We start from the raw sequence: 14,816 nt of genomic DNA, 5'->3' as shown, positions 1-14,816 counted from the left end.
GGCCCGCGCCGCGGCGGACCTGGCCCTGGCCTCCTGGCGGGCCCTGGGCTGCCGCGACGGCGGCCGGGTGGACGTGCGCCTGGACGGCGCCGGGCGCCCCGCGTTCATCGAGGTCAACCCCCTGCCGGGGCTCAACCCCGAGCACTCCGACCTGCCCATCATGTGGGCCCTGGCCGGCAACGACTACGGGGCGCTGGTGGCGGCCATCGTCGAATCGGCCCTCCAGCGGCTGCCCCGGGAAGGAGCGCGGCCATGAAGCGGGCCGTCCTGCTGCAAAACCGGCCCGGCCCCGGCGCCGGGGCCGACGACCGCGACACCCTGGTCCAGGCCGCCGCCGTGCGCAAGGCCCTGCGCACCCTGGGGCTGGATACGGCCTCGGTGCCCTTCACCCTGGACCTGCCCGACACGGCTTCGGCCCTGCGCGGGGCCGCGCCCGACGTGGTCTTCAACCTCGTGGAGGGCGGCGAGGGCGGCGGGCGCTGCATCCACTACGCCCCGGCGCTGCTGGAGGACATGGGCCTGCCCTTCACCGGGGCGGGCTCCTCGGCCATGGCCCTGTCGTCCAACAAGCTCTTCGCCAAGGCCGTGCTGCGCGCGGCGGGCATCCCCACCCCCGACTGGCGGGCCCTGGCCGAGCTGGAAGGCCCCGGCGCCTCGGCCCGGGGCCGCTACATCGTCAAGTCCGTCTGGGAGCACGCCTCCATCGGCCTTGGCGACGACGCCGCGCCCCTGGTGGACTGCGCGGGCGAGCTGTGCGCCCTGCTGCGCCAGCGCGCCCCGCGCATGGGCGGCGAGTGCTTCGCCGAGCGGTATGTGGAGGGTCGCGAATTCAACGTCGCCCTGCTGGACGGCCCCGGGGGGCCCGAGGTGCTGCCCCTGGCCGAGATGGTCTTCGACGGCCGGTGGGCCGAGGGGTCGCGCGTCCTGGGCTACGCCGCCAAATGGGAAGAGGACAGCCCGGCCTACCGCTCCACCCGGCGCAGCTTCGAGCTGGGCCCGAACGACGCGGCCCTGGCCGAGGCCCTGACGCGCACGGCCCTGGACTGCTGGCGGGCCTTCGGCCTGTGCGGCTACGCGCGGGTGGACGTGCGCGTGGACGCCGACGGCACGCCCCTGGTCATCGATGTCAACGCCAACCCCTGCCTGTCGCCCGACGGCGGTTTTCGCGCCGCCCTGCGCCAGGCGGGCCTGGGATTCGAGGAAGCCGTCATGCGCATCCTGCGCGCCGGGCTGTCGCGGCCCGGATTCCCCCCGACCCGCAAGGCGGCCTGAGCCCGTGGGCGTCCGCGCGGCCGCCAGGCCGCTGACCCTGCGCGAAAGCGTGCGCCCCGAGGACCGGCAGGCCGTCATGGACGTGGCGGCCTCGTCGGGTTTCTTCTCCCCCGCCGAAGTGGAAATGGCCGGGAGCCTGGTGGAGGAACGCCTGCGCGACGGCGAGCCCAGCGGCTACTTCTTCGTGTTCGCCGAAGACGGGGCCGGGGCCGGAAGCGGCGCCCAGGCCGCGCCCCTGGCCGGGTTCGCCTGCTACGGCCCGGCCACCTACGCCCCGGACTGGGTCGACCTCTACTGGATCGCCGTACACCAGTCGCGGCGCGGGGCGGGGGTGGGCGGCGCCCTGCTGGAGCTGGTGGAGCGGCGCGTGCGCGGCGCGCGGCCCACGACCCTGGTGGCCGAAACGTCCTCGCGCGGGCAATACCGCCCCACCCGCGCCTTCTACGAGCACAAGGGCTTTTCCCTCATCGCCATGATGAAGAGCTTCTACGCCCCCGGGGAGCACAAGATCATCTACGCCAAACGCCTGGAGCCCCCGGGCTTTCCCTGATTCACCCTCGCGGTTGCCTCCCGTCCCGGATATGATGTATCGTCGACGGACCGGGAGGCGAGGCCCCCGGCCCCGCGGCGCGCCGCGCCGCGGGAACCTGCGCCCCGCGCCCAGCGGCCCGGGGCGCCCGGGAACAAGGACCGCCGCACGCCATGCACCTGAACGTCCTGATCATCGACGACGAGGAGTTCCTGCGCCGCAGCCTCGCGGACTTCATCGAGGACCTGGACCACCAGCCGCACCTGGCGGCCAACGGCAGGGAAGGCCTGGACCTGCTGACCGCCGCGCCCCCCGATTTCGTCTTTGTGGACCTGAACATGCCCGTCATGGACGGCTACGAGTTCATCGCCCGCGCCCGGGACATCGCCCCGGAGCTGCCCATCGTCGTCCTGTCGGGCGTGGGGCTGGTGGAGGACGCCATGCGCGCCGTGCGCGCCGGTGCCTGGGACTTCATCTCCAAGCCGGTGACGGACTTCGCCGTCCTGGAACACACCCTGGACAAGAACCTGGAGCGCGCCCGGCTGCTGCGCGAGAACCGCGAGCACCGCGAACACCTGGAGGAGATGGTCCGCCGCCGCACGGCGGAGCTGGAGCGCACGCGCCTGGAGATCGTGCACACCCTGGGCAAGGCGGCGGAATACCGCGACAACGAAACCGGCAACCACGTCATCCGCGTGGGCAACACGGCCGCCGTGCTGGCCGGGGCCATGGGCCTGTCCGCGCGGCGCTGCGACCTGCTGCGCCACGCCGCGCCCATGCACGACGTGGGCAAGATCGGCATCCCCGATTCCATCCTGCTCAAGCCCGGCAAGCTGACCCCCGAGGAGTGGGAGATCATGAAGACCCACACCCGCATCGGCTACGAGATACTCACCCCCAGCGACGCCCAGAGCGAGGATGCCCTGTGCGGGGTCGCCCAGAGCCCCACGGGCGACGAGCCCAACGCCCTGCTGGCGCTGGCCCGGACCATCGCCCTCTACCACCATGAGCGCTGGGACGGCTCGGGCTACCCCTGCGGCCTGTCCGGCGAGGCGATCCCCATCGAGGCGCGCATCCTCGCCGTGGTCGACGTGTACGACGCCCTGGGCAGCGAGCGCACCTACAAGAAGGCCTTCGACGAGCAGACGTGCAGGAATATCCTGCGCGAAGGCTCCGGCACGCACTTCGACCCCCGGGTCATCGAGGCCTTTTTCGCCAACATCGACACCGTCATGGCCATCCGCCGCAACTGGCAGGACTAGCGCCGCCCCGCGCCCCCGGCCGCGCGCCTTCGTGCCGCCCCAAAATCAGTCGTCCTCCGGCTCCGGGGGCGCCTCCCGGCGGCGCGGCGCGTTGCGCGGCAGGCGGACGGTGAAACAGGTCCCGGCCCCGGGCTGCGAGTCCACGGCGATGGTGCCCGCATGGTTGCGGACCACGATGAAATAGGACACCGAAAGGCCCAGGCCGGTGCCCTGCCCCGGGGCCTTGGTGGTGAAGAAGGGATCGAAGATGCGCGCGCGCCGATCCTCGGGGATGCCGGGGCCGTTGTCCCGGACCTCGGCCACCACCGCGTCGGCGGTGGCGTAGGTGCGCAGGGTGATGCGCGGGTGGGCGGCGGCCCCGGGGGGGCTGGTCAGGGCGTGGGCCGCGTTGGTCAGCAGGTTGAGGAAGACCTGTTGCAGCTCCTGGGCCGAGCCGGGCACCGCGGGCAGGCGCGGGTCCAGTTGCAGGTCCACGGCGATGTGCCGGAAGTCGTAGCCCCGGGCCAGGTCGTAGCCGCCGTTGACCAGTTGCAGGGCCTCGCGCAGGCAGTGGTTGAGGTCCAGCGGGGCGTGGGCCGCCTGGCCGCCGCGGGCGAAGTTGAGCATGTTGGCCACGATGGCCGCTGCGCGGCTGCCCGACTCCGATATCCCGTCCAGAAAGTGCAGGATCTCGCGCTGCTCCATGTAGGCGGCCACGGCTTCCAGGGGGCAGCCCAGGGCCCGTGCGGCCTCGCGGTTGGCGGGCAGGCCCGGGTCCAGCCGGCGGCGGATGTTCTGGGCGCCCTGGAGGATGCCCGCCAGGGGATTGTTGATCTCGTGGGCCATGCCCGCCGCCAGCCCGCCCACGCTCATCATCTTTTCGCTCTGGATCAGGGTCTCCTCCATGAGCACCCGCGCGGTGACCTCGTCCAGGCGCACCACCGCCAGCCCGTCCTCGCCCTGGCCCAGGGATTCCAGGGGATACAGGAGCAGGTCCCAGTAGCGCAGGGTGCCGCCCGTCTCGTGCGGCATGGCCTTGCGCGACAGGGGGGCGCCATCCTCGCGCAGGGCGCGCAGCATGTCGTCCAGCCCCGGGAATCCGGGCAGGGCCCGGGCGAGGGGCAGGCCCTCCACCGGGAGCCCGGCCTCGGCGCACAGGGCCTGCCCGGCGCCGTTGCACAGGGTGATCCGGTCCTGGGAATCGACCACGAAAAGCGCCGAGGGCATGGCGTCGGCCAGCTGGTGCATGGCCCGGCGCACGCGCGACAGCTCCCGCTCGGCGCGCTTGCGCTCGGTGATGTCCTGCACGGTGAAGATCATGCCTTCCTCGGGGTGCTCGGGGTCCAGCCAGGCCGACCCCAGCAGCACGCTGAGGGAGGTGCCGTCCTTGCGGCGGAACACGGTCTCCACCGTGCCGCTGCCAAAGCGCTCCACCTGCGGCGAGCGCTCCCGGCCCACGCGCACGAACTCCTCGATGCTGGGATACAGGATGCTGGCGCTCTGCCCCCGCAGCTCGCGGGCCTCGTAGCCGACCATGCGGCAGAGCACGTCGTTGACCGTGCCGACCACGCGATGGCGCACGGTGCCCATGCCCACGGGCGCGGCGCGGAATATGCCGGACATGAGCGCCTCGCTGCGGCGCAGGGCCTCCTCGGCGCGCAGGCGGTCGGTGATGTCGTGGATTATGGAATAGAGCAGGTTGCGGCCCCCGGTGCGCACCGGCCCGGAGTGGACCTCCACCTCGCGCAGCTCGCCCGAGGCCAGCCGGTGGCGGAAGCGGAAGAACGTGCGCTGGGCCCGGCGGGCGGCCTCCATCTCGCGCAGCACGACCCCGGGGGGCAGGGCGTTGATCTCCATGATGGTCATGGCCCCCAGGGCCTCGCGGGAATAGCCGTAGAACAGGCAGGCCCGGGCGTTGGCCTCCTCGATGCGCCCGGTGTCCGGGTCGAGCAGCAGCATGGGGATCTGGGCGTGCTCGAACACGCTGGCGAAGAGGTCCCGGCCCTGGGGGCACTCGGGGCCGGGGGGCAGGCTCACGGCCAGCCCGGTCAGGCGCCGCCCGGGGCCGCCCCCGGCCACGCGGCCGCGCACCAGCAGGCGGCACCAGTTGCCGTCGGGCTTGCAGGGGTGCAGCTCGATCTCCAGCAGGTCGCTTGCGCCCGCCGCGCAGGCGGCCAGGGCCGCGTCCAGCCCGGGCAGGTCGCCGGGGTGCAGCAGGTTGCGGCAAAACGGCCCGGCGCACTCGCCCGGTCGCGCGCCGCAGCCCGCCAGCTCCGGGAAGCCGGGCCCGCACAGGAACCCGCCCCCGTCGATGTCGTATGACCAAAAACCGCCCTGCGCGGCTTCAAGCACGCCGCGCGCGTTCCAGCCCCGTTCCCCGGCGTCGCATCCGTCTTTCATGGGTCTGCCATGGCCCGTCCATCCCGGTGTTTATCTTCCCATAGCAGAACCACTTCTACAGGAAAAGCGGTTTTACGGTTTTGGGCCTCCGGGCGGGATCGCGGCGGGCGCGGCCGGGGCCTCGCGACAGAGCAGCACCCCGCACAGCACCAGGGCCGAGGCCGCGAACTGCTGGGGGGTGAACACCTCGTCCAGCAGCCACCAGCCCAGGAAGACCACCACCACCGGAATGAGGTTCATGAACGCCCCGGCCTGGCTGGCGGGCAGGTATTTGACCCCGTAGTTGTAGCACAGATAGGCGCCCAGGGTGACCCCCAGGCCGAGGAAGACCACGCTGGCCACGGCCAGCGGCGGAAAGCTGCGGGGCAGCTCCGTGCCGGGCAGGGCCAGGGTCGGCAGGAAGAACAGCGTGCCCACCCCGGCCATGAAGGCCGTGATGTAAAGCGGGCTGTAGCGCGCGGAAAGGTGCTTGGCCGTGACGATGTAGCAGGTGGCCGCGGCCATGGCCAGGACCTCCAGCGCGTTGCCCAGCACGGGGTTGGGCGCGGCCTCGCTGGGCTGCCCCGAGGCCGAGAGCCAGGCCACCCCGGCCAGGGCCAGGACGAAACCGGCCACGGTCCGCCGCGACACTCGCTCGCCCAGGAAAACCACCGCCGCGGCGGCGATCATCAGCGGCAGCGTGGCCGCGATCATCCCGGCCTGGGAGGCCGTGGTCAGCCGCAGGGCGTTGGCCTCGAACACGAAATACAGGCACGGCTCGCCAAGGCTCATGAACAGGAGCAGGCGCAGGTCGCCGGGGCGGCGGTCCTGGTGCGGGTGCATGCGCGCGGCGATGGGCAGCAGCACCAGGGCGGCCAGGGCCATGCGCCCGAAGACGACGACCATGGGATCGAAAATGGCCACCGCGTATTTCATGGCCACGAAGGCCCCGGCCCACAGCAGCGAGGCCACGATCAGGGCCGCCACGGGCAGCAGCGGGGGAACGGCGGGAACGGCGGGGGGCATGGCGGGCCTCGGCGAAGGATGTGGACGGGAGCAAGGCAGCCATAGCCCCGGCCGGGGCGGGTGTAAAGGAAAACGGAGGGGATGGCGGGCCCTTGGGGCCGTCCGGGGGGCGCGGGCGGGCAGGCCGCCCGGCCGTGCAGGAACGAGAGCCCCGGCGCAGCGGGGGCGGGCCGCCCCGCGCCGGGGGGGCGCTCGGCGGCAGCCGGAAGCCAAGGGAGCCCCCGGGAGCAACGCGCACCAGGAGCCGGGGGACGACAGAAGCCCAGGGCGGCGGCTATGCCGGGAGCGCCGCGCGCGCCGGGGACGGGGCCGGGCGAGGCCCGCCTTGTCTTCGAGCTTCGGGACAACGCGCGCGCCAGGGGCCGGGCGAAAAGGCGCCGGAGCCCCCGGGCGCATTGACGACACGCGTGGGCGTACTTATCGTGAGCCGAGCGCGTGCCAGGGGCCGCGCCTGGCCCAGCAAACACCACGGAGAACCCCCAAGTCATGGATTCCCCCGCACGGCCGCAGGAGCCGCAGTGCATCCTGTGCGGCCGCTGCCTCGAAGTCTGCCCGCTGCTCGCCGCCACCGGGCGCGAGGAATTGTCCCCCCGGGCCAAGCTGTTCCTCCTGCAACGCCTGGGCGCGGCCCAAGGCGCCCTGGACGCCCGGGGCGTGGAGCGCCTGGCCGGGCTGTGCCTGTCGTGCGGGCGCTGCTCGCGGGCCTGCCCCCAGCGGCTGGACGTACCCGCCGCCGTGGCCCGGGCCCGGGGGCGGCACCCCGGGTTCACCGCCTGGGCCTGGAAGGCCTGGATCGGCGGGGCCCGGGCCCTGTGGCCGGGAGCGGCGCGCCTGGGCGGGCTGCTGGGCACGCGCGGCGCCCCGGGCTCCACGGCGCGCAGGCTGGAGGCCCTGGTGCCCGCCGCGCCCCGGCCCCTGCTGCGCCCCGAGGCATTCACCCCTTGCCCTGACGCGGGGAAGACCGTACTTTTCAGCGGGTGCCTGGGGCGCACCCTGCGCCCGGCCTGGGCGCGCACGGCCGAGGCCCTGCTGCGCGGCCTGGGCTGCGACCCCGGCCCCGAGCCCGGCTGGGGCTGCTGCGGGGCGACCCTGGGCCACGCCGGGCTGGCCGCGGCCCACAGCGAAGCCGTGGCCCGCAACGTGGCCGCCTGGCGCGCGGCGGGCCGACCCCGGGTGGCGACCTTCTGCGCCTCGTGCGCCCGGGGGCTGGCCGCCTACGCCACGGACCCCGCCGCCGGATTCGACCCCGCCGAGGCCGCCGCCTGGACCCGCGCCGTCACGCCCCTGTCGCGCCTGCTGCGTAGCGTACGGTTCGCCGTGAGCCCCCCGCAGGGGCGCGTGCTGTACCACGCGCCCTGCCACGCCGGGGCCGACGATCCCGACCGCGCCTGGCTCGCCAGCCTGGCGGGCCTGGCGGCGGACACCGGCGACGGCCGCGACTGCTGCGGCCTCGGCGGGATCATGCAGCTCGGGTCGCCGGACCTGTCGCGGGCAGTGGCCGCACGGCTGTGGCAACGCCGCGCCGCCCTGCCCGGCGACCTGATGCTTTCGGGATGCAGCGGCTGCCTGACGCAGCTTGCGGCCACCGCGCCCGGGGGCGTGGTCGTGGCCCATTGGCTGGATTGCATCGACATCTCTTGAAAAGTCGCATACCACGTTGCCCAAACGGCGCGCCCCGGACCTGGCGGCGCGCCACGCCAAGCGAGGAAGCACTATGTTGGGTGTCATCGGCCGCAAGATCTTCGGGACCAAGAACGAGCGCTACCTGAAAAAGCTCCGGCCCCTGGTGGACGCCATCGGCGGGCTGGAACAGGACGCGCGCAAGCTGCACGACGCCGATTTCCCCACGCGCCTGGGTGAGCTGCGCGCCCAGGCCCGGGCCGGGCGCGCCCTGGACGAGATGCTGCCCGAAGTCTTCGCCCTGGTGCGCGAGGCCGGACGCCGCGCCCTGGACATGCGCCACTTCGACGTGCAGCTCGTGGGCGGCATCACCCTGCACCAGGGCCGCATCGCCGAGATGCGCACCGGCGAGGGCAAGACCCTGGTGGCGACGCTGCCCGTGGTGCTCAACGCCCTGACGGGCAAGGGCGCCCATGTGGTCACCGTCAACGACTACCTCGCCCGGCGCGACGCCGAATGGATGGGCCAGCTCTACTCCTTCCTGGGGCTGTCCACGGGCGTCATCGTCCACGGGCTGGACGACGCCCAGCGCAAGGCCGCCTACGGCGCCGACATCACCTACGGCACCAACAACGAATTCGGTTTCGACTACCTGCGCGACAACATGAAGTTCTACCTCGAACAGCTGGTGCAGCGCGAGCTGAACTTCTGCATCGTGGACGAGGTGGACTCCATCCTCATCGACGAGGCGCGCACCCCGCTGATCATCTCCGGCCAGGCCGAGATGTCCGTGGGCATGTACTCCCAGATCGACGCCATCGTCCCCGGGCTCAAGGCCGAGCGCGACTTCACCCTGGACGAAAAGGCCCGCACGGTGGCCCTCACCGACGAGGGCTCGGCCCGCTGCGAGCAGATCCTTGGCATCGACAACCTCTACGACCCGGCCAACATCACCTACCAGCACCACATCCTGCAGGCCCTCAAGGCCCACAAGATCTTCAAGCGCGACGACGACTACATCGTCAAGGACGGGCAGGTGGTCATCGTGGACGAGTTCACCGGGCGGCTCATGCCCGGGCGGCGCTTCTCCGACGGCCTGCACCAGGCCCTGGAGGCCAAGGAGGGCGTCAAGGTCGAGGCCGAGAACCAGACCCTGGCCTCCATCACCTTCCAGAACTTCTTCCGCATGTACGCCAAGCTCTCGGGCATGACCGGCACGGCCGACACCGAGGCCGTTGAATTCAAGCAGATCTACGACCTGGACGTGGTGGCCATCCCCACCAACATGCCCATGGTCCGCAAGGACCACCCCGACGCCATCTACAAGAACCAGCAGGCCAAATACCGGGCCATCGTCCGCGAAATCGAGGAGCTGCACAAAAAGGGCCAGCCCGTGCTGGTGGGCACCGTGTCCATCGACAAGTCGGAGCTCATCGCCTCCATGCTCACCAAGCGCCGCGTGCCGCACAACGTGCTCAACGCCAAGCAGCACGAGAAGGAGGCCGAGATCGTGGCCGAGGCCGGGCAGCGCGGCAAGGTGACCATCGCCACCAACATGGCCGGGCGCGGCACCGACATCAAGCTCGGCGATGGCGTCAAGGAGCTGGGCGGCCTGTTCATCCTGGGTACCGAGCGCCACGAGTCGCGGCGCATCGACAACCAGCTGCGCGGCCGCTCGGGCCGCCAGGGCGACCCCGGCGCCTCGCGCTTCTACCTCGCGCTGGACGACGACCTCATGCGCCTGTTCGGCTCCGACCGCCTGACGGGCATCATGGAGCGCCTGGGCCTGAACGAGGAGGACGCCATCGAGAACGCCATGGTCTCCCGGGCCATAGAAAACGCCCAAAAGCGCGTGGAGGCCCACAACTTCGACATCCGCAAGCAGCTCCTGGACTTCGACGACACCATGAACCAGCAGCGCGCCGCCATATACTCCCAGCGGCGCCAGATCATGGGCGCCGACGAGGAGCGCCTCCAGGAGATGGTCGAGGCCTTCACCGACGACCTGCTGGAGGAGCTCTACGCGCCCATCGCCGCCAGCAAGCAGCCCGACCCCGAGGACGTGGACTACTGCGCCGCGCGCCTGGAGGACATCTTCGACCTGTGGGACGCCCAGACCATGAAGGACGACCTGCCCGCCCGCGACGAGGCCCACGCCGCGGTCATGGACAAGTTCTCCACCCTGCGCGCCGGCGCGCCGGACGTGTACCGGGAGATCCTGCGCTACTTCCTGCTCGACGCCCTGGACCGCAACTGGAAGGAGCACCTGCTGGCCATGGACCACCTGCGCGAGGGCATCGGCCTGCGCGGCTACGGCCAGAAGGACCCCAAGCAGGAATACAAGCGCGAGGGCTTCTCCCTGTTCCAGGACATGCTCGCGCGCATCAAGGAGCACGCCCTGCGCGCCCTGGTCCGCGTGCGCCTCAAGGCCGAGGTGGAGGAGGAGGACTTCAAGCACAAGGAGGAGCCCGCCAAGGTGCGCTACTCCGGCGGCGCCCAGGCCGCCCAGCAGCCCGAGACCGTGCGCCGCGAGGCGCCCAAGGTCGGCCGCAACGACCCCTGCCCCTGCGGCAGCGGCAGGAAATACAAGAAGTGCTGCGGCAAGTAGCCTAGGGCCCGGGGGCCGCGCCGACGCGCGCGGCCCCGGCCCCGGCGGAGGCCCGCAGCCCTAGTCGATGGGCTCCAGGCGGAAGCCGCCAAAGCGCGTGCGCCCGCTGGCCTCGGCATCGTCGCCAGGGGCATCCCCGCTCCCGGATTCCCCGATTCCGGACTCCCCGCCCCCGGACTCCCCGCTTCCAGAATCCCCGCTCCTGCGGCCGTCGCCGCCCGGGGCCACCGGCCCGTTGCCCGGGGTCTGCGGCGCGTCCGGGGGGGCCTGCCCCGCCGTGTCGCCGGGGCCGCCCGCGTCGCCGGGGCCGCCGTCTTCCGGGGGCCAGGCGATGTCGTCCTCCCCGGCCAGGCGGAAGCGGTTCCGCCCATGCTGCTTCACATGGTACATGGCCTGGTCCGCGCGGCTGATCAGCTCGCGCGGGGTGTCGCCGTGGGCCGGGAAGAGGCTGCCGCCCACGCTGGCACCCACCTCGCAGCGGCAGGCCTCCAGCTCCACCGGACGGTTCATGGCCGCGATGATCTCCCCGGCGATGCGGGCCATGGTCTGCGGGCCCGAAACGTTCCACAGCAGCACGCCGAATTCGTCGCCGCCGATGCGCGCGGCCATGTCGGACACGCGCAGCCGCTCGCGCAGCCGCCCGCCCAGGGCGCGCAGCAGCTCGTCGCCCACCTGGTGGCCGTAGGTGTCGTTGACCGGCTTGAAGCCGTCCAGGTCCATGAACAGCACGCCCACGGTCTGGCCCGAGCGGCGGGCCTGGGCCAGCATGCGCTCGAACTCGCGCTCGAAGGCCACGCGGTTGGGCAGGCCGGTCAGCGGATCCTTGAGGGCCCTCTCGGCCAGCTCGGCCACCTCGCGCTTGCGTTCGGACACGTCGCTGGCCACGCCCTCGATGCGCACCAGGGTGCCGTCGTCGTCGCGGATGGCCCGCAAGCTGCACGCCAGCCAGACGCGGCTGCCGTCGCGGCGCAGCACCTCCACCTCGTAGCCGCGCAGCACGCCCTCCTCCTGCATCCGGCCCAGAACCTCCATGCGCCGCTCGGGGGCGGCGTAGACCTGCCCGGCCAGGTCCGTCACCGAACGCATGAGCTCGTCGGGGGAGTCGTAGCCCAGGATGCGCGCCATGGCCGCGTTGGCGCGCACGATGCCGCCCTCGGCCGTGGTGGTGAAGATGCCGTCCACGGCGTTGTCGAAGATGTTGCGGTAGGTGGCCCAGGCCTCGCGCAGGTCGCTTTCGATGCGCTTGAGGTCCGTCACGTCGGTGATCACGCCCACAAGGCCCAGGTGCTTGCCCGCCGAGTCGGCCACAAGCCCCTCCTGGACCACAACGTCGCGCCGCGCGCCGCCGCGGGTGCGCAGCCAGGTGTCGAAGCGGTGCATCCCGCCGCCGCCGGTCAGCAGGGCCTCGGAGCGCTCCGTCCAGTCGGCGGCGACCTCGGGCGGCATCAGCTCGGCCGGGGCGCGCCCGACCACGTCGCGGCGCCCGTGTCCCAGAAAATGCTCGAAGGCACTGTTCACATGGCGGAAATGGCCCCGGCCGTCCTTGTAGAACAGCGGGTTGGGGATGGTGTCCATCACCGTTTGCAGGAACAGGTGGCTGTCCTGCAGCTCGCGCTCGGCGCGCCTGCGGGCGGTGACATCGAGCACCGCGCCTTCGATGAAGCCGCCCCCGGCGTCCAGGCTGGCCGTCAGGGCCAGGACCTTGCGGCTGCCGTCGGGCCGGGCCACCACGATCTCGAAGGCCTCCACGCGGCCCTGGGCGGCCAGGGCCGCCAGCAGCTCCTCGCGCTGGCCGGGCTCGATGTAGGCCCGGGCCGGGCGGAAGCCTTCCAGGAACGCGGCCACCGAGGGGTAGCCGAACATGGCCGCCGCCGCCTCGTTGCCCAGCACCGCGCGCTGGCCGTCCACCGAGGTGCGGAAGATGCCCACCGAGGTGCTCTCGTAAATGCGCCGGAAGAACTTCGCCGCGTCGGGGGAACAGGCCTCGGCCCCCTCCCCTTCGCCCGCCCCGGCCTCCGGCGCCGGGGGCGGGGCCGGGACGCTCCGGGCCTGGTCCGCGTTCTCCCGGGGGGGCGCGGGGCGGCGCAGGGCCTCGGGCGCGGGCAGGCCGCGCCCGGCCAGACGGCCGCGCAGGGCCCAAAGGGCCACGGCCCCCAGGACGACGGCGGCACCCGCAATCAACAGTGCCCACAGGGGCACCACTATGGTCATGGTCAACAGTTCCACTGGGCTCCTCGTCGCCCCGCTGGCCGGACCGGGGGGTCCGGCGGGGGTGCCGTCGATTGTCCGCCCCGCTGCGCCGGGGCTGCGTACACAATCAACGATAGCCGCGATGGCTCCCGGGCGCAAGGCCGCGCCGGGCTTGGCAAGACTGCCCGGGGTCTGCTATCCCACCCGGACCACGACCCCAACCAGGAGTTTTCGCGACCATGCAGCTCAAAAGCCCCCAGTTCGCCGACGGCCAGGCCCTGCCCATCCAGTACACCGCCGACGCCAGCGACTTCGCCCCGGCCCTGGAATGGGACGACGCCCCCGAGGGAACCCGGAGCTTCGCCCTGCTCTGCGAGGACCAGGACGGGCCCCACGGCCCCTGGACCCACTGGCTGGTCTACGGCATTCCGGGCGCCGCCTTCATGCTCGCGCCCAAGCTGGCGCGCATGGCCGAGCACCCCTCGGGCCTGCGCCAGGGCCTGAACGACTGGGGCCGCCTGGGCTACAGCGGCCCGGCCCCCGGCCACGGCAGCGGACGCTACGTCTTCACCGTCTACGCCCTGGACACGGACCCCGACCTGCCGCCCCGGGCCGGGCGCAAGGACTTCGACGCCGCCCTGCAGGGGCATGTCCTGGCCTCGGCCAGCATCGTGGCCACCTACGGCGCGCCCTGATTCCCGCCCGGGCTGAAAAACGTGGCGCGCCAGCCGGTGCGGGATATTGGCTTGTCATGTCGCGTGGTTAGCGCCGCGGGGCCCTTCCGCTTGACAAGTGCCGAATTTTCCAAGAAAAAAACTTCGGTTCGACAATACATTGTTTACCGGGTGGGGCACGCGCCGCCGCCCGGGCACCGCGGGTCGGCCCGCCGCCCCGCTCCAACCCAACCCGCTAGGGAGGCTCCCGTGAAAAGATTTCTCGTTCCCCTCGCCGCCGTGCTGACGCTGGCCCTGGCCTGCGCCGCCTCGGCCGGAACCCTGGACGACGTGAAGAACAAGGGCTTTGTCTCCGCCGGGGTCAGCGGCAAGGTGCCCGGCTTCTCCGCCCCGGATCAGGACGGCGTCTGGCGCGGCCTGGACGTGGACTTCTGCCGCGCCGTGGCCGCCGCCGTGTTCGGCGATCCCGACAAGGTCAAGTTCGTGCCCGTGACCACCAAGGAGCGCTTCACCGCCCTGCAGACCGGTGAAATCGACGTGCTTTCGCGCAACACCACCTGGAGCCTGGAGCGCGACGCCGCCCAGGGCATCGACTTCGCGGGCGTGCTCTTCTACGACGGCCAGGGCTTCATGGTCAGCAAGAAGCTCGGCGTGAAAAGCGCCAGGGAGCTGGACGGCGCCAGCATCTGCATCCAGATCGGCACCACCACCGAGATGAACGTCTCCGACTATTTCGCGGCCCACGGCATGACCTTCAAGCCCGTGGTCTTCGAGAGCGCCGACGAGGCCACCGTCATCTACGACACGGGCCGCGCCGACGTGTACACCACCGACGCCTCGGGCCTGGCCGCGCGCCGCACCACCATGTCCAACCCCGACGAGCACATCATCCTGCCCGAGATCATCTCCAAGGAGCCCCTGGGCCCCGCCGTGCGCCAGGGCGACAGCCAGTGGTCCGACATCGTGCGCTGGACCCTGTTCGCGCTCATCAACGCCGAGGAGCTGGGCGTCACCTCCGCCAACGTCGACGAGATGCTCAAGTCCGAGAACCCGGCCGTCAAGCGGCTGCTGGGCCTGGACGGCAACCTGGGCGAACAGCTCGGCCTGACCAACCAGTGGGCCTACAACGTCGTCAAGCTCGTGGGCAACTACGGCGAGATTTACGACCGCAACGTGGGCCCCGCCACGCCCCTCAAGCTCGAGCGCGGCCTGAACGCCCTGTGGACCAACGGCGGCCTGCTGTACGCCCCGCCCGTCCGCTGATCCCCACGCCACCG

10 protein-coding genes and 1 pseudogene are annotated in these 14,816 nt (G+C 72.2%); 8 read left to right on the top strand and 3 right to left on the bottom strand.

Translation table 11 applies throughout. The features are described from left to right. The 4 genes and pseudogenes from M0P34_RS01790 to M0P34_RS01775 form a co-directional block, all read left to right on the top strand. Positions 1–256: pseudogene (locus M0P34_RS01790) on the top strand (D-alanine--D-alanine ligase); the annotation flags it as partial. Continuing rightward, positions 253–1,272 carry an ATP-grasp domain-containing protein gene (locus M0P34_RS01785; RefSeq protein WP_291495722.1) on the top strand — a complete coding sequence of 340 codons (1,020 nt, stop codon included), beginning with the start codon at positions 253–255 and terminating at the stop codon, positions 1,270–1,272. The pseudogene M0P34_RS01790 and the gene M0P34_RS01785, both read left to right, overlap by 4 nt. 4 nt (positions 1,273–1,276) lie before the next feature. Continuing rightward, a complete protein-coding gene (locus M0P34_RS01780) occupies positions 1,277–1,822 on the top strand; it encodes a GNAT family N-acetyltransferase (RefSeq protein ID WP_291495720.1) in 546 nt (181 codons plus the stop codon). 152 nt (positions 1,823–1,974) lie between these two features. Beyond that, positions 1,975–3,063, top strand: coding sequence for an HD domain-containing phosphohydrolase (locus M0P34_RS01775; RefSeq protein WP_366061793.1), 1,089 nt, complete (start codon positions 1,975–1,977; stop codon positions 3,061–3,063). A gap of 45 nt (positions 3,064–3,108) precedes the next feature. On the opposite strand, the gene M0P34_RS01770 is transcribed toward M0P34_RS01775, so the two are convergent. Beyond that, entirely contained in the window at positions 3,109–5,442 is a 2,334-nt protein-coding gene (locus M0P34_RS01770; protein ID WP_291495718.1) for a PAS domain-containing sensor histidine kinase, read from the bottom strand. Between the two features lie 72 nt (positions 5,443–5,514). Continuing rightward, positions 5,515–6,447 (bottom strand): DMT family transporter, encoded by a 933-nt coding sequence (locus M0P34_RS01765; RefSeq protein WP_291495716.1) that lies wholly within the window; start codon positions 6,445–6,447, stop codon positions 5,515–5,517. Between the two features lie 486 nt (positions 6,448–6,933). Here M0P34_RS01765 and M0P34_RS01760 point away from each other — a divergent pair, with 486 nt between their 5' ends. Together M0P34_RS01760 and secA are read left to right on the top strand one after the other, a co-directional pair. Further along, positions 6,934–8,088, top strand: coding sequence for a (Fe-S)-binding protein (locus tag M0P34_RS01760; protein ID WP_291495714.1), 1,155 nt, complete (start codon positions 6,934–6,936; stop codon positions 8,086–8,088). A 73-nt stretch (positions 8,089–8,161) separates the two neighbouring features. Beyond that, complete coding sequence (gene secA / locus M0P34_RS01755) at positions 8,162–10,675, top strand: preprotein translocase subunit SecA (RefSeq protein ID WP_291495712.1); 2,514 nt, start codon at positions 8,162–8,164, stop codon at positions 10,673–10,675. A 60-nt stretch (positions 10,676–10,735) separates the two neighbouring features. Here the strand turns inward: secA and M0P34_RS01750 are convergent, their stop codons facing one another. Beyond that, on the bottom strand, positions 10,736–12,901 hold the full coding sequence (locus M0P34_RS01750) for a PAS domain S-box protein (protein WP_291495710.1): 2,166 nt from the start codon (positions 12,899–12,901) through the stop codon (positions 10,736–10,738). 203 nt (positions 12,902–13,104) lie between these two features. Here M0P34_RS01750 and M0P34_RS01745 point away from each other — a divergent pair, with 203 nt between their 5' ends. Both M0P34_RS01745 and M0P34_RS01740 read left to right on the top strand, forming a co-directional pair. Continuing rightward, a complete protein-coding gene (locus M0P34_RS01745; RefSeq protein ID WP_291495708.1) occupies positions 13,105–13,560 on the top strand; it encodes a YbhB/YbcL family Raf kinase inhibitor-like protein in 456 nt (151 codons plus the stop codon). Positions 13,561–13,788: 228 nt separating this feature from the next. Then, on the top strand, positions 13,789–14,802 hold the full coding sequence (locus tag M0P34_RS01740) for an amino acid ABC transporter substrate-binding protein (protein ID WP_291495706.1): 1,014 nt from the start codon (positions 13,789–13,791) through the stop codon (positions 14,800–14,802). The last annotated feature ends 14 nt before the right edge of the window (positions 14,803–14,816 follow it).

The organism is Desulfocurvus sp., assembly GCF_023230885.1.
Lineage (GTDB): Bacteria > Desulfobacterota > Desulfovibrionia > Desulfovibrionales > Desulfovibrionaceae > Desulfocurvus.
Note: the sequence above shows the minus strand (reverse complement) of the source record. Positions and strands in the feature narration are given on the sequence as shown.

Excerpts from the sequence above, each read along its gene's own strand:
- M0P34_RS01770 (WP_291495718.1), bottom strand. The coding sequence starts at position 5,442 with ATGAAAGACGGATGCGACGCCGGGGAACGGGGCTGGAACGCGCGCGGC.
- M0P34_RS01760 (WP_291495714.1), top strand. The coding sequence starts at position 6,934 with ATGGATTCCCCCGCACGGCCGCAGGAGCCGCAGTGCATCCTGTGCGGC.
- M0P34_RS01745 (WP_291495708.1), top strand. The coding sequence starts at position 13,105 with ATGCAGCTCAAAAGCCCCCAGTTCGCCGACGGCCAGGCCCTGCCCATC.
- secA (WP_291495712.1), top strand. The coding sequence starts at position 8,162 with ATGTTGGGTGTCATCGGCCGCAAGATCTTCGGGACCAAGAACGAGCGC.
- M0P34_RS01785 (WP_291495722.1), top strand. The coding sequence starts at position 253 with ATGAAGCGGGCCGTCCTGCTGCAAAACCGGCCCGGCCCCGGCGCCGGG.
- M0P34_RS01775 (WP_366061793.1), top strand. The coding sequence starts at position 1,975 with ATGCACCTGAACGTCCTGATCATCGACGACGAGGAGTTCCTGCGCCGC.
- M0P34_RS01765 (WP_291495716.1), bottom strand. The coding sequence starts at position 6,447 with ATGCCCCCCGCCGTTCCCGCCGTTCCCCCGCTGCTGCCCGTGGCGGCC.